Source organism: Leptodesmis sp., assembly GCF_052746595.1.
In genome coordinates this window covers 1-13,944 of the sequence record NZ_JBRAGO010000110.1, presented here as the reverse complement: position 1 = coordinate 13,944, position 13,944 = coordinate 1, and the positions used below count along the sequence as shown (strand labels likewise).

Below are 13,944 nucleotides of genomic sequence, written 5' to 3'. Positions count from 1 at the left end.
ATGTATCCCGACGCTGAGGCTTCACATACAGCGCGGGACTTATAGCTCCCCGAACCCCTCAATAGTTAACTTAATTAACGCTAAGATGGACTAAACCGGAATGATTCCGACCTTTGAAATCCTTTTTTGAGTATCACATCCATGACGGCTGAGGTTTTGGTAGAAAAGAAAAAGCTGGCGAAAGCCCCTTTGAACATTCATCGCCTGGGCGATCGCGTGTTACGCCAGCCAGCAAAGCGAGTGGCAAAGATCGACGCTGAAATTAAGCAACTCATCCGGGAGATGCTGCAGACCATGTACAGTTCTGATGGCATTGGACTAGCAGCTCCACAAGTGGCAATTCACAAACAAGTGATTGTGGTGGATTGTGACCCGGAAGAATCCGCTAAGCCGCCGCTGGTGCTGATTAATCCCACAATTACCCAGGCCAGTCGAGATATTACCGTAACACAGGAAGGTTGCCTCAGTATTCCTGGAGTTTACCTGGATGTGAAGCGGCCTGCCGTCGTCGAAGTGTCTTACAAGGATGAGCACGGTCGTCCACAGCGGTTATCAGCTACAGGTCTACTAGCCTGCTGCATTCAGCATGAAATTGACCATTTGAACGGGGTGCTGTTTGTAGACCGGGTGGAAAATGCTCTGCTCTTGAATCAGGAGCTAGCCAAGCATGGCTTTTCCGGCAAAGCGGTGAAGTCACTGGTCTGAATGAAGGATTAGTAAGTATCTACCGGGCTGTGAGCGAGCGTTTTTTGAATTTTTAGTTTGTACACGCCTTTGCTATAGCAAATTTTGATGGTTCAGGGGTAGGTTAATAAGTGACTCCAAAAAGCGGTGTTTTTCTAGCAGGTTCCTGCATTGCAGCGATCGCAGCGATCGGATCGATCTTCGAGTTATCGTCAGGTACACCCGAACTGGGCAATCTGACAACCGGGATCATTTTGGGAGGAAGTATTCCTTTAACGATCGTCTGCTTCTTAGCTGCCGTCTCTGATGCTAAAGCTAACCAGTAGCACTAAAGAATCATCCGTCACCCAGTAGAGTCATCACTGTTCAACATTCACTTTTCTAGAGTGCCAAACTCCTTCTCATGATGACGGGAAAGGATGAACAAATCGCGTTTCTCAGGCTACTCCCCAGTAAGGTGGCGACCAACGCCCAACTCTATCATCGTCTGTCTCCAACAGAGCCGATTGTGCTAGGGCGCGATTTTCGCTGCCACATTGTGCTGGATCCGACCCTGTATCGTTCAGTTTCCCGTCGTCATGCCGAGGTCAGTCCAGTAGTGGGTATTGAAATGCCCAGTGGTGGTCGCTTCTGGCAAGTGTGTGATTTGGATAGTAGCAATGGTACCTATTTAAATGGAGTCCGTTTAATAGGATGTCGGGTGCTACAGGCAGGTGATCGCCTCTCATTGGGACAAAATGGCCCAGAGTTTGTGTTTGAATATCAGCTTTCAGAGGCGGTAGAGCCGCTACAGAATTTCAGATTTCGCTCTGGGCCGATCCTCGATTCCTCTACTGATCCAACAACTCCACCTCCCCGCCCTCTACCTCTGGTTTCTAGTCGTCCACGGGAAGCGGTCAGTCTTACGCAACTCTTTCCAATTCTGTCCACAGGTCGGCAACTGGCCCAAAAAGCCTATTTACTACCTGCTGCCGTTACCGTCCTGTTTGTGGTGTTGCTGTTTCTAGCGATCGGTAATCCCACAGTTTTTAATTTTCTGCTGGCTTGTTACCTGGCGATCGCGGCCTATTTCTTCATTTATCAACTTTGTGGCAAACGCAAGCTCTGGTGGCTGCTGCTACTGGTTGCTCTGTCTACCGCCCTCCTGCTGGTGAGTCCGGTACTGGACTTATTTACATTTGTCTTTCACCACCTGCTACCGGGAGATCTTGCCAATACGAATGCTCAGGCCAATTTCCTACTTGCACTGGTCAAGATGTTTTTTGGGGCCGGGTTGATGGAGGAATTGTTTAAAGCCACTCCCGTGTTGTTCCTGTATTGGTTAGGACTCCAATTAAGATCCCCATGGCGAGAGCGGTTAGGCGTATGGGAACCACTAGATGGCATTCTACTGGGTGCAGCTTCAGCGGTAGGGTTCAGCCTTATGGAAACCCTCGGAGTTTACGTACCTGCAACCTATAAATCGGCTCTGATGTCCGGGCAGGATGCCGCTCAATTAGCCAGTCTTCAACTTTTAATCCCGCGAGTGTTGGGTCTGATGGCGGGACACATGGCATACAGCGGCTATCTGGGCTATTTCATTGGCTTGAGTGCGCTGCGTCGCCGTCAACGCAAATTGATCCTGGGAGTTGGCTATCTCACTTCTACTGGACTCCATACCCTGTGGAATGCCGCCGGCCTCCTTAATCCTGCTTTTCTGGCTATTGTGGGCGGTCTATCCTATGCCTTTTTGGGGGCTGCTATCCTCAAAGCCCGTGCTTTATCTCCTACCCGATCGCAAAACTTTGCAACCCACTTGTATCAATAATTTGCTAGTAATAAAAATTCTAGCAATAGAACAAACAGGGACGAAATCACTTCGCCCCTAGCGGTCGATGCAATGCTGTGCAATGCTGTGTTCTCTGAGTTAATCATTAATCGCGTTAATCGTCGTTAATCGTCCTGGGATGCCTGCAACTCGTGGATGGCAAACCGGGCGATCGCCAGACTGAGACGAGCACGCTGCATTTCAGAAAGCTGTTCCCAATCAGTTTGAGGAACTTGAGCAAGGGTTGTATCAATGGCATTTTGCAGTCCTCCATTGCGCATTTGATAAGCCAGAGGACGGGCCAGTACATACAAGTCTTCTGCAGCCAGGGTAGGTATAATACCTTGAACGCATTGCACCAATTGTTCAGAAAGCTGATCGGCCACTGACAGAGACGTATTGAGTGCTTTTTGAGTGTTGGACAAAGCGGCTTGGGCTTGTTGAGCGATTGCGGCCAGCAAGGAGTGGGGAATGCGAGTAGAGAAGCGTTCTGCCAGACGGCTTTGCAGTGAAATGGGGGCCCAGACCTGCTCCAGTCGATTGAAAAAGGATTGAGAGCGCTCGGCGATCTCTTCTTCCTGCCAATCTGCAAAAATAGAGGGGATATCTGAGTCTGTGAAAAAAGCTTCGCTTGCTGGATCGGCAGGATTCCAAGGATACCGAACTTGAGCATGGGGATTTTCACCCACCTGAACCATGTCCTCAGTCAGGGGCTGGCTGTCTTGCCAACAAATTGTAATATCTTCATTTTGCAGCAGAACATCCCATAGATTCTGCTCGCCGATTGCTTCGAGTTCCCCTGAATTGCCGAAACCTAATTTCCTTTCCATCACAGACTCCTGCATGCACTAGACAAATCTCTGTCGCTATCTTAGGGATCTACAGTGCGATCATGCACCATTTCGGAACCATCTCAATTTTTTGGATTTCGGGTTTTCGATTTTGGATTTGGAGATCTTTGTCCTCTGGCCTTTACCAATGATCAGTAACCAATGACGATTCGCCATCTGCCTGTTTTACAGAGGAGGTAAATCCGACGGGTTAAACACCTTGAACTCCAAGGCATCATTTTGTGTGCTGCCAAATTTGATCTGCATTCCTGGTAGCAGGGAAACCTCCTGATGATGAACCCGTTGCCAGCCAATATTGTTCATGATCCAGGTACCAAAACGGGAGAAGTCTTTCAGAAAATAGGTAGCACAGTCTGCCTCCCCTCCTAAATTATCCCGACAGATGATCATCGCATGTTCACGAGAAACACCACTTTCATCTTCTTTCAGTACCAGGTCGTTGTCTGCACTTCGGCCAATTCGCATTAATCCCCCCCGGATCTGCCAAACGCGGCCATCCTTCAACGATCGCAAGCAGGCCACTTGAGAGGGGATATCGGGTGGGCCAAACCCTGTTTCGCTAGTCTCCAGTGGTTTCAGCAATTCCCCATCAAATTCCGGGTGCATATATAGCACAGGCAGCGTCCAGGTTTGCTGATTGAAGCGATACAGAGTCAGTAAATGTTGTCTCGCCAGAGCAACCGCCTGATCGATCGGTAACCGCTGAGCCAGAGACTGGGCCAGAACTTGAATAAAGTGAATTGCTTCCTCGTCGGCGATCGGATCCCGCATTCCTAAAACTGCCGGAACTCCATGATGGATCAGCACTTCTGCCAGACTGCTGCGTGGAATTGGCTGTGTGCCCTGCATTCCTCCTGGTTCGGTTGAATGGCTGTCCTTGTAATAATCGGGTTGAGCACCCCAACAAGCATTAAAAACAGCCAACTTTACCTGGCAGCGGGTTAAAACCTGAGCTAATTCAGTGCCATTTAGGGGCGTATCGGGTCTGAGAAAGAGTAGCCCCCCATCTGGCCCAGGTTTGCCATGCCCCGCATAGAACAAGACGTTATAGATCCGTTTCTCCAATGACTGAATTAACTCAGCCGGAGAAGGTTGTACCAGAACATCCACCTGGGCTGGGATGCCGCGAGCCGTACCAATGTCTGAGTTGCCAAAATTCCTCAAAACCTGGGCAAGAACTTCCGCTTCCTGTTCCAGTTTAAGAGTTTGTAGAGTGTCATTGAGTAAGCCAGTGGTGCCATTTGGATCAGATGCCTGTCCTAAAACCAGCAGAATTCGTAGCGCATAATCCATCCGCAAGGGGGGTAAAGCATTGACATCACTGGTTGTTCGACTAAATAGTACCTGCTGGCTCAAGGAAATCGCTTGCATTCCCGGAGCCTCTTGCATAATTTCCCAGGGAATGGCGACCAGGTTGGGATCTCGAATTTCTAACTGTAACCGTAGGGGTTTTCCCTGCCCCATCGCAATTCCCCGACTATGGCTAAAGCTACCTAGAATGGGACCATCAAATATCCATTGCCACAGGTGAATTCCCAAAGTTTGCATCAACCGAGTTGACAGCCCTCCCAATTGGACAGGTTCTAGCAAGGCATCGACAGGGGTTACAGTCTCCATCGGGTAGGGGGGCATTTGGCGGTTGGAAAACATTTCTTGCCAGGATTGCCAGAGCTGGCTGAGGCTGTTTTGCCAGATGCAATCCCGCAGGGTAAGACCGCCAGGATAGGGGGCTTGGGTGACATGAATGGCAAAGTGGGCCGCTCCAGTAGCTTGTAATGGAGTAACAGCTATGCTCAGGTAGGGAGTTCCAGTGGGAGGCATTCGTAGTCACTGAAAGGCGATCCGTTGCCGGATCCTTACTAAGGGTCAGAACTGATAATTAAACTAAGTCCAAACTAAGTCCAACCAGAGAACAGTTGTTTTCCGATCAGAGAAACGACGGTTCTGGACCTGGGCAAGGTTCAGATTCTAGGTACGCGATCGCAGAATGAAATTTGATCGTTCTATCAGTCTAGACCCTGTTTGCAGTGAGCGGGAGCATAACTCATAACTCTGATTTGGGGATTAAGGATTAGGAGTTGGGGGCTGGGATGTCGTCGGTGCGGGTGGCTTTGCAGGGGCCACAGTACATTGACCGAGCTGGGCGGCGGTCAGGCTGAGGTTGGATGTTACCAGAGGCGCGATCGTGGACTGTTCAATCCACCCGGTAGAACCAGGAACCGCCACAGGTAACCCCTCTCCTGGAACTTCACGGATACCTCCAAGGCTGACCTCTGGCAGAGAACAAACTTTTAACTGCAGCCAGGTTTTGTTATCTGCTGACACTTGTTGCCCAATGACTTCCAAAACCGTTCCCCCCGGTAACAAAGCCCCTTCCGCAGGCGTATTTCCGGCTGGAACAGCAGGTTTAGCCAATAGAATTAACGGAGTCTGGCCTGCGCTGTCCAGGGTTGTCCAAGTGACTTGAACCCGAGATTGAACCGACAAAACGGGAGCAGGGTTGGCCGGAGATAGACTAATCGGAAATCTTGTTGTCGGAGGAAGTGGGCTAAAAGTTGGCTCACTGGCCGTTGGTATTCGCCCATTTCTACCCATATTAGGAAACAGGAAAAAGGTCAGCACACCCAACCCCAAGAGGCATAATAATCCTACCAGAATGGGAACTAGCGGGGCAGTGGGTCTTTCTAGAACAACGGGTGGCTTGTGGGTCGGTACAAGATAGGTGGGAGGCTGCGGTGCTCCTGAAATTGGCAAGGGCGAGTTTTGTGGAGTTGCCAGTGCGGCTGGGAGAGGAGCTAGTGCCCCATCCGAAGTATCTACGACCTGGCAATGGATTAAACCAACAGTTACGTTATCATGACCATTTTGCTGGTTGGCGATCGTCACTAGTTGTTGAGCTGCTGTCCCCACATCAGAGGTGCCTTCCAGGACAGGGAGCAGAACGGACTGCCAGTATTCTTGCACGCGATCGTTGTCGCTCAAGCCATCGGAGCAGAGCAAGAATAAGCTATCCTCATCCAGCACAAACCGTTGCACAGTGGGGTGTAGAAACGCAGAGGTATTCATGCCCAGTGCCTGCACCAGGGAGCCAGAACTGGGTTGCTGTAAAGCTTCTCGATATAGCGAGTAACCCAGGCGCACCTCTCTGGCGGCTAAGTCGTCATCCAGGGTAATTTGATGACAATCGGTTTGACTAATCCAATAGGCGCGGCTGTCTCCTACATGGGTAATGTATAATTCTGGCCCCTGCCCTAGTGCCATGACCAGAGTTGTGCCCATCCGCTGGCGTTCCTGGCGTTGCTCCTGGTCGTTGCGTTCTGCGATACGATCGTTAGCTTCCAGGGCCGCCTCTTCCAGTTCGATCGTCAATCGGGTAGGATCTAGTGGAAAGGCTGACCAGAGCACGGGCTGGAGCCGCTTTTGAATTGTTTCGATCGCCAGATTAGAGGCAATATTTCCTCCCTCATGTCCTCCAATTCCGTCACATACCAGCACCAGGGGAGTAGTGGATCTGGTTGCTGCCGCTAACGTTGGTGGGGTCAGCGTGATCGTCGTTGTGGTGCCGCTGGCTGGGTAGCAAGCATCTTCATTACGTTGTCGGGTGGGGCCTTGATCCGTCAGCGTGGCGATTCGGAGTTGTCGGGATTGGGATTGGCCGCACAGCGCGATCGCCTGATCCAGCACCATCAGTAGCTGTTCTCCAGTGACGATGGTTCCCTGCACCAAGTTCTGGCAAAGCTCGGCCATAAATTCAGCGATCGCAGGCTGAGCAGAGGGCTGCCACTGACTCCACAAATGACCTAAATCAGTAAGTGTGAGAGTTGTCGAGCGATTGCCATCCCCAACCCCAAACCGATGCTGTAACTCCAGAAGTCTCAGCAGTCCCCCCTCGACCCGCATCAGAGTAGGATTCAGCAAGGTAGCGGCTACACCCTGCTGTTGCAAGGGATCCCAAAGTTGAGCGATTTGCCAGAGCCAGTTGAGTTGGCGCATCACCCGACTGTGACTCCAAACAGAAACTAAAGTTGGCATCAATTGGCCCGCCTGCTGTGCCCCTGCCCCTGACTCGATACTGAAGGGGTAGATTGGCGCGTTTTCCAGCAATACCAAATCTGCCCCATCCGCCTGAGTAAAGGGAATCAGGGTATAGATTTGAGGAATATGCTGCTGATAAGAGAATAGTTTCAGGTAAGATTCAAGACCACTTGGCAAGTCATCTGGCGACTCTGGGAGCAGGCCAGGTCTGGTGTCCAGAAAAATACGACTCTGTTTACACCAATAGCGATCGTTCAGTAGTTCACCAGGCTGAATGTTTTCTGCTGCCTGACCAACTGCCCACAGGTAACGCTTGGGCAGGCAGGTGCGGCATTGCTGACAAAATCGGTGGCTCTCCGGATTAGGAGCCTGACAAACAGAATTGGGACAGTAAAGAGTTGCCTCAGGGCTGTGCATAGAGAAAAGGGGCCGGATCCGTCACCCGTCTAAACCCATTGGTGGATCAGTTGCGTGGATACTGATTGCATAACTCCTATGTTAAACCCAGGACTTAGGTGTAATGCATTTAGACCAGGCGGTGAGCTACCTAGCCGGAGCCAAATTCATTCGTGCGAAATATTTTTAGGTGTTAAGAATCCTCAATTGGACTGAATTTTGGCCAAGCCTTAACCTTTTAATAACTAATCATCACTTTGCTCTTAACCCTGAACCAGTATTCTTTGTGTGAATGTCTCATTTAACACTCGCCTTCTGGAGTAAAGCTATGGTAGTCAAGAATGTGAAGCTTGGGGCCAACCGCTTCACTACATTAATCAGCGGCATGGCTGCAGCTGCTGCAGTGGTTGGTTTGTCAGTCAATGCTGTCAATTCTCAAGGCGCTGTTATTAAAATTGATGGTTCTAGTACAGTGTTTCCGATTACTGAAAAAGTTGCAGAAGGCTTTCAAAAGTCTGGAGGTGCCAGAGTCACCGTTGGTATTTCCGGGACTGGCGGCGGATTTAAGAAATTTTGCGCTGGGGAGACTGACATCTCTAATGCTTCTCGCCCCATCTTGGCCAAGGAAATGCAAGCCTGTGCTGCAAAGGGTATTCGATATATTGAGTTGCCTGTAGCATTTGATGCTCTAACAGTTGTCGTTAATCCAGCTAATACATGGGCAACAAACCTCACAACTGCTGAGTTAAAAAAGATCTGGCAACCCGGTAGCACAGTCAAGAACTGGAGTGAGGTTCGTTCCGGTTTCCCGAACCTGCCTTTGCGGTTATTTGGTCCCGGCGCTGACTCCGGCACCTTTGACTACTTCACCGAGGCGATTAACGGCAAGTCCAAGCAAAGCCGGAAGGATTATACAGCCAGTGAAGATGATAACGTATTGGTGCAGGGGGTTTCCCGCGATAAGGGTGCTTTAGGTTACTTCGGGTACGCTTATTATGAGCCTAACAAGAGCCGGATCAAGGCCGTCAAGATAAATGGGGTTGCTGCCAGTAAACAAACGGTTGAGAGTGGTGCCTATACTCCTCTATCTCGGCCTCTGTTTATTTACGTCAATGCTAAGTCCGCTCAAAAACCCGAAGTGAAGCGGTTCGTTGAGTACTACATTAAGAATGGAGCCGCCGCTGCTTCCGCAGTGAAGTATGTTCCACTACCTGCGAGAGCTTACACAGTGGCAATGAACCGCTTCCGATCCGGAAAGACCGGAACAATTTTTGGAGGTGAGGAAGCAGTCGGGTTGAAAATTGACGAACTCCTTAGCCGTGAACTGAAAGAGTAAGATCTGTGCGTCTTGCCGCTCAACCTCTTGATTAGGACAAGGCATTCAGAACTCCTGACTTGCAAACGATGTTCTGAATGCTTTGTAATCTCGATCTTCTACACTTGCCTCATTTAATAATTATTTTCATGGCTATGCCCCAATCCTCGGCACAGGCATTAAAAGCTAATCCATTTAATCGAAAAAAAGCCAGCCGTGAGCTGCGAGAGGGCTTGATTCAGTTTGTGCTGCTATTAGCAGGGCTTTCCAGCGTGGCAACAACCCTAGCCATTATGTACATTCTGATTATTGAGTCTGTTCACTTTTTTCAAAAGGTTTCCCTTGTAGAATTTCTCACGAGCAAGGATTGGTCGCCCTTATTTGATCCACCGGGGTATGGAATTTTACCATTGGTATCTGGAACCCTGACAACCACGTTGGTGGCTCTGATGGTTGCAGTACCGATGGGCACGATCGCAGCCGTTTATGTCAGTGAGTTTGCGTCTCCCCGGGTACGGGAGACCGTAAAGCCCATTCTGGAAATGTTGGCTGGGATTCCTACAGTAGTGTATGGCTACTTTGCGTTACTCTTTGTCAATCCGATCCTGCAATGGCTATATGCTCCAATCGGTCCAATTTTGTCAGAACAACTGCCAGCCAGATTGAGCGAAAGTTCGCCCTGGTTGGCTGAGTGGTTACAGTCGACCTTTCCGATAGAACTCTCAGGCTTTAATATGCTGGGGGCAGGAATTGTCATGGGGCTGATGATTACTCCACTGATCAGTTCTATCAGTGAGGATGCTATGCGAGCTGTACCCGTGAGCCTGCGGGAAGGATCTTACGCAATGGGGGCTACCCGCTTCCAAACAGCCTGGAAGGTGGTATTTCCGGCGGCGATCTCTGGCATTATTGCTGCCTACATCCTGGGAATTTCACGAGCCGTGGGGGAGACAATGATTGTTGCGATCGCGGCAGGGCTGCAACCCAACTTCACCTTCAATCCCCTGGAGTCTGCTGCGACTATTACAGCGTACATTGTCCAGGTCAGTTTAGGAGATTTGCCCCACGGTTCATTAGAATATCAAACCATCTTTGCGGCTGGCCTTACACTGGTCTTGGTAACGCTGGTGTTTAACATTCTGGGCTACCTCCTGACCCAACGTTTCCGCGAGAAGTACTAACATGGCACAGTATGACATGGCACAGGAGAATTTTAAGACACTTCAAGATGGAGTGTCGAAGCGGCAGTTTTTGAGCGCGGCCTTCTCCATCCTGGGGTTATTGGTAATCTTGGTGTCTTCAATCGTCCTGTTGGCCCTGGTGGTGCAGCTATTTGTGCAGGGATATCCCCGGTTGAATTGGCGGTTTTTCACGTCTTTTCCCAGCAGTAATTACGAAGAAGCCGGGATCCTGGCGGCCTGGGTCGATTCCTTTCTGGTGATGCTGACAACAGTTACAATTGCAGTGCCGTTAGGGGTAGCTGCTGGGATTTACTTAGAAGAGTATGGTGGCAAGAATTGGTTGGCCGCCATTATTGAAATTAACGTGACCAATCTGGCTGGTGTACCCTCAATTATCTACGGACTTCTGGCTTTGGGCTTTTTCAACGACACCCTGGGCTTAGGTGAAAGTATTTTAACCGCAGGGTTGACGTTGGCTTTGTTGATCTTACCGATTGTGATTGTGACTACTCGGGAAGCCTTACGAGCTATTCCCAATAGCTTGCGGGAGGCGGCCTATGCGGTGGGATCGAGTAAGTGGCAGGTGATCTGGGATCATATTCTGCCTTGCGCATATGGCAGCATCTTGACAGGGATCATTATTGGCTTGTCGCGGGCGATTGGTGAAACGGCTCCTTTGATTACGATCGGAGCACTTACCTTTATTGCCTTTCTGCCTCCTGCACCGATTCAGCCTAATTTTCCTTTCATCTCCTTTGAATGGTTGAAGGCTCCGTTTACCGTGATGCCCATTCAAATGTTTAATTGGGTTTCCCGCCCGGAACCAGAATTTCAGGTAAACGCTGCCGCTGCTGGAGTAGTTCTGCTTGTCATGACTTTGACCATGAATGGTTTTGCTATCTATCTTCGTTATCGTTTTCGGAAAGGGGTGAAATGGTAAACGATCACTCAAACTTTGTTGCCAGCACTGCTGAGTTGGATCCAAAAGCAGAGGTACGTAACCTCAATTTCTATTACAACAATGATGTTCAGGCATTAAAGAACATTAACTTAGTAGTACCTAAGAATAAAGTGACAGCTCTGATTGGCCCATCCGGATGTGGTAAAACGACCCTGTTAAGGTGCTTCAATCGGATGCATGACTTGTATCCAGGCAACCGTTATGAGGGACAGATCTATTTAGATGATGTGAATATCCTGAGTCGTAAGGTAGATCCAATCGAAGTGCGGATGCGAGTCAGTATGGTGTTCCAGCGTCCCAATCCCTTCCCCAAAACGATTTATGAAAATGTTGCCTATGGTTTGCGAGTACAGGGCTTAAGCAAAGGCAGCTCGATTGATGAGAGAGTTGAAGCCGCCCTTAAGGATGCGGCACTATGGAATGAAGTGAAAGATCGATTATCCGACTCAGCTTACAATTTGTCCGGTGGTCAGCAGCAGCGATTGTGCATTGCCAGAGCGATCGCTACTAATCCAGATATCGTCTTGTTTGATGAACCCACCTCGGCGCTGGATCCGATCGCTACAGCTAGCATTGAGGATTTAGTGAATGAGTTAAAGCAGCAGTTAACCATTTTGATCGTCACCCACAGTATGCAGCAAGCCGCTCGGCTGTCGGATTACACCGCCTTCATGTATTTGGGAGAGTTATTAGAGTTTAACAGTACCAAACTTTTATTTAACGAACCTGCCCTGCAACAAACCAAAGATTATGTTGCTGGCCGCTTTGGTTAATTACGGGGAATTTTCAGAAACCGTTTGCTTTCCCATTCCCTAATCTGGGAAAGCAACTCCTGTAGATGGATCCCGAATATACAGGCCCAATGTCAGCGATCGCAGGACTTCATCCCAAACAGGAGTCATCACATCCGCCTGATCTGCCCAATAATCGAAGGTGATCAGAACCTGAATATTAGAGCCTAAGCCAACACAAATCCGTGAGTAAGCTTCTCGGTTTTCATTGGAATCGATAAACTTTAATTCCACCCAGACAATGCGGGCGGTTTGCCGATTCAAGGTAATGACCTCTCCCCGTTCAATTACATCGCGACTATCCTGTTCAGCAATTTTCTTGAGCATGGCCGCTAGAGGAAAGAGGCTATAGTCGGCGGGGGGAAGGTGGTTAAAGGACATCTCCAGGCAACAATCATTGTTGGGGGGCTGCTTTTCCATGAATTTGAAAGAGTTTTTGCCAGGTTCTAGATGCCAACCTCTGGGAATATCAAATCGGACTGCCCCCCGATCGGCTACAAAAATCTTGTAACCGGGCTTACTCTTCCAGTGATGATCTTCCTTCAATTCCAGGGTTTGTTTCATCCACTCCGGTTTGCCCTTTTTGTGCTTTCCCATAGTGCAGTGCCCTAATGTTGGTATGCCCCTTACCTTCTATGATCGTGCAGTATCTATGATCGTGCGGTATCACTCAATTATGCAGCTTGTCCTCTCGCCGAATTTCCTCCGGCTGTCCCACTACAAATATCTCCCACTACAAATATCAGGGTAAACCATTGCCCCATTTCTGCTTGGACAAAACCCTCCAGGAGCGCGACCTGTATAAGGGTGATTGGCTCCCTCGGCCGGACGTTCAGCCGTATCTCTGGTGGGTCAGTCAACCAGTTGACGCGACTGGTCATTAGTTCAATGCGTTGAAATGTGATAGTGCGATTCAGCAGAGCCTCCCGCAGGCTAGCTTCCAGTTGGGACTAGCGTACCAGTTGACCAAAACTGAGCCCCAGAGGGATGAGCAGAACTGCTGTGCTGGCCAGGGTCAGGAACAGTGCCTTGCGGGCACGGGTAAAGGAGGCATAACCCGCAACCAAAAAGGTCAGCATACAGGCCAGAATAATGCCCAGTAGATTGGTCAGGTAGAGCAGGGTGCCCCCCAACTGAGCGACCAGTCAGCCTGGGAGATACCCAGTCCAATTACACAAATTGGTGGCATCAGGGCAACGGCGATCGCGGTTCCTGCCAAACTCCCAGAAATCTTGGGCTGCACTTTGGCGTAGCCGCTGATGCCACCAGCTACCACTGCAACCCCCAGATCCAGTAGGGTTGGCTCCCCTCGCGCCAGTACCTCAGTGCCAAAATTGGAGATGCCTACCAACCGACCCAGCCCACAGGCCAAACCAAGAGCCAGCATCGTTCCCACCATGATCGAGGTGATTCCCCGACGCAACAGCGCCACATCGCCTTCGAGCGCACCAAAGGCAATCCCGCGAACTGGCAGCAGCATCAACGGGGCGATGATCATAGCACCAATAATCACTGCCGCGCTGTTGGCCAGGAGGCCAAAGGTGGCGATCGCACAGGAGCTGATAATCAAAATCAGAAAGGAAAAGTCAGGTTCGGAAGCGATCGCGGATTTTGTTTAGCACCTCTGCCTCTTCTGAGGATTGCAAGCCCTTTCGGGGGCATGAGTACTTTTCTATCACAAAACAGTGAATGGAGATTGTAGGGGCTGCATCCGCCCCATCTTTTTAACAGTGGGTTCGATCGCAGCCTAAACCACCGAGAATAGAGAGAACAGACTGTTGTTGGTTAGGAGAAGGAACCGTGCTGAGTTCAACACAGGAATTGCTGGAAACGGCTCGACGTAATAGTTATGCGATCGGGGCGTTTAATGTGTACAACCTGGAAGGGGTAAAAGCGGTGATCAGCGCGGCGGTAGACAACAAC

Annotated in this window: 15 protein-coding genes; 8 read left to right on the top strand and 7 right to left on the bottom strand. The window is 49.9% G+C overall.

Going from position 1 to position 13,944, the window contains the following annotated elements; genetic code table 11:
• The first annotated feature begins 126 nt into the window (after positions 1-126).
• The 3 genes from def to ACUVQO_RS19290 all read left to right on the top strand — a co-directional run bounded on the left by def (position 127) and on the right by ACUVQO_RS19290 (position 2,491).
• Positions 127-705: a peptide deformylase gene (gene def, locus ACUVQO_RS19300; protein ID WP_445927459.1), complete on the top strand. Its 579-nt coding sequence runs from the start codon at positions 127-129 to the stop codon at positions 703-705.
• Between the two features lie 110 nt (positions 706-815).
• Positions 816-1,010 carry a hypothetical protein gene (locus ACUVQO_RS19295; RefSeq protein ID WP_233747589.1) on the top strand — a complete coding sequence of 65 codons (195 nt, stop codon included), beginning with the start codon at positions 816-818 and terminating at the stop codon, positions 1,008-1,010.
• Positions 1,011-1,087: 77 nt separating this feature from the next.
• Positions 1,088-2,491: a PrsW family glutamic-type intramembrane protease gene (locus ACUVQO_RS19290; protein ID WP_445927458.1), complete on the top strand. Its 1,404-nt coding sequence runs from the start codon at positions 1,088-1,090 to the stop codon at positions 2,489-2,491.
• Positions 2,492-2,616: 125 nt separating this feature from the next.
• Here the strand turns inward: ACUVQO_RS19290 and ACUVQO_RS19285 are convergent, their stop codons facing one another.
• The 3 genes from ACUVQO_RS19285 to ACUVQO_RS19275 form a co-directional block, all read right to left on the bottom strand.
• Positions 2,617-3,321, bottom strand: coding sequence for a hypothetical protein (locus ACUVQO_RS19285; protein WP_445927457.1), 705 nt, complete (start codon positions 3,319-3,321; stop codon positions 2,617-2,619).
• A 186-nt stretch (positions 3,322-3,507) separates the two neighbouring features.
• A complete protein-coding gene (locus ACUVQO_RS19280) occupies positions 3,508-5,163 on the bottom strand; it encodes a CHAT domain-containing protein (RefSeq protein ID WP_445927456.1) in 1,656 nt (551 codons plus the stop codon).
• Positions 5,164-5,406: 243 nt separating this feature from the next.
• Positions 5,407-7,794 (bottom strand): protein phosphatase 2C domain-containing protein, encoded by a 2,388-nt coding sequence (locus ACUVQO_RS19275; RefSeq protein WP_445927455.1) that lies wholly within the window; start codon positions 7,792-7,794, stop codon positions 5,407-5,409.
• 307 nt (positions 7,795-8,101) lie between these two features.
• Here ACUVQO_RS19275 and ACUVQO_RS19270 point away from each other — a divergent pair, with 307 nt between their 5' ends.
• From ACUVQO_RS19270 to pstB, 4 genes are all read left to right on the top strand, one after another.
• Positions 8,102-9,109, top strand: a complete 1,008-nt coding sequence (locus ACUVQO_RS19270) for a PstS family phosphate ABC transporter substrate-binding protein (RefSeq protein WP_445927454.1) — start codon at positions 8,102-8,104, stop codon at positions 9,107-9,109.
• A 128-nt stretch (positions 9,110-9,237) separates the two neighbouring features.
• On the top strand, positions 9,238-10,269 hold the full coding sequence (gene pstC, locus ACUVQO_RS19265; RefSeq protein ID WP_445927453.1) for a phosphate ABC transporter permease subunit PstC: 1,032 nt from the start codon (positions 9,238-9,240) through the stop codon (positions 10,267-10,269).
• Position 10,270: 1 nt separating this feature from the next.
• A complete protein-coding gene (gene pstA, locus ACUVQO_RS19260; protein WP_445927452.1) occupies positions 10,271-11,209 on the top strand; it encodes a phosphate ABC transporter permease PstA in 939 nt (312 codons plus the stop codon).
• Positions 11,203-12,003 carry a phosphate ABC transporter ATP-binding protein PstB gene (gene pstB, locus ACUVQO_RS19255; RefSeq protein ID WP_445927451.1) on the top strand — a complete coding sequence of 267 codons (801 nt, stop codon included), beginning with the start codon at positions 11,203-11,205 and terminating at the stop codon, positions 12,001-12,003. The genes pstA and pstB overlap by 7 nt, the downstream gene beginning before the upstream one ends.
• Before the next feature lie 39 nt (positions 12,004-12,042).
• Here the strand turns inward: pstB and ACUVQO_RS19250 are convergent, their stop codons facing one another.
• The 4 genes from ACUVQO_RS19250 to ACUVQO_RS19235 form a co-directional block, all read right to left on the bottom strand.
• Positions 12,043-12,618 carry a hypothetical protein gene (locus ACUVQO_RS19250; RefSeq protein WP_445927450.1) on the bottom strand — a complete coding sequence of 192 codons (576 nt, stop codon included), beginning with the start codon at positions 12,616-12,618 and terminating at the stop codon, positions 12,043-12,045.
• 77 nt (positions 12,619-12,695) lie between these two features.
• Positions 12,696-12,902: a hypothetical protein gene (locus ACUVQO_RS19245; protein WP_445927449.1), complete on the bottom strand. Its 207-nt coding sequence runs from the start codon at positions 12,900-12,902 to the stop codon at positions 12,696-12,698.
• 69 nt (positions 12,903-12,971) lie between these two features.
• A complete protein-coding gene (locus ACUVQO_RS19240; protein ID WP_445927448.1) occupies positions 12,972-13,154 on the bottom strand; it encodes a hypothetical protein in 183 nt (60 codons plus the stop codon).
• The gene (locus tag ACUVQO_RS19235; protein WP_445927447.1) at positions 13,130-13,591 is read right to left on the bottom strand and encodes a DUF389 domain-containing protein; all 462 of its coding nucleotides are present in this window, start codon (positions 13,589-13,591) and stop codon (positions 13,130-13,132) included. The genes ACUVQO_RS19240 and ACUVQO_RS19235 overlap by 25 nt, the downstream gene beginning before the upstream one ends.
• A gap of 230 nt (positions 13,592-13,821) precedes the next feature.
• On the opposite strand from ACUVQO_RS19235, the gene ACUVQO_RS19230 reads away from it, so the two are divergent.
• Positions 13,822-13,944 (top strand): class II fructose-bisphosphate aldolase (locus tag ACUVQO_RS19230; protein ID WP_445927460.1); only part of this gene is annotated, 123 nt, incomplete at its 3' end.

Excerpts from the sequence above, each read along its gene's own strand:
- ACUVQO_RS19290 (WP_445927458.1), top strand. The coding sequence starts at position 1,088 with ATGATGACGGGAAAGGATGAACAAATCGCGTTTCTCAGGCTACTCCCC.
- ACUVQO_RS19285 (WP_445927457.1), bottom strand. The coding sequence starts at position 3,321 with ATGGAAAGGAAATTAGGTTTCGGCAATTCAGGGGAACTCGAAGCAATC.
- ACUVQO_RS19280 (WP_445927456.1), bottom strand. The coding sequence starts at position 5,163 with ATGCCTCCCACTGGAACTCCCTACCTGAGCATAGCTGTTACTCCATTA.
- ACUVQO_RS19275 (WP_445927455.1), bottom strand. The coding sequence starts at position 7,794 with ATGCACAGCCCTGAGGCAACTCTTTACTGTCCCAATTCTGTTTGTCAG.
- ACUVQO_RS19270 (WP_445927454.1), top strand. The coding sequence starts at position 8,102 with ATGGTAGTCAAGAATGTGAAGCTTGGGGCCAACCGCTTCACTACATTA.
- pstC (WP_445927453.1), top strand. The coding sequence starts at position 9,238 with ATGGCTATGCCCCAATCCTCGGCACAGGCATTAAAAGCTAATCCATTT.
- pstA (WP_445927452.1), top strand. The coding sequence starts at position 10,271 with ATGGCACAGTATGACATGGCACAGGAGAATTTTAAGACACTTCAAGAT.
- pstB (WP_445927451.1), top strand. The coding sequence starts at position 11,203 with ATGGTAAACGATCACTCAAACTTTGTTGCCAGCACTGCTGAGTTGGAT.
- ACUVQO_RS19250 (WP_445927450.1), bottom strand. The coding sequence starts at position 12,618 with ATGGGAAAGCACAAAAAGGGCAAACCGGAGTGGATGAAACAAACCCTG.
- ACUVQO_RS19245 (WP_445927449.1), bottom strand. The coding sequence starts at position 12,902 with ATGACCAGTCGCGTCAACTGGTTGACTGACCCACCAGAGATACGGCTG.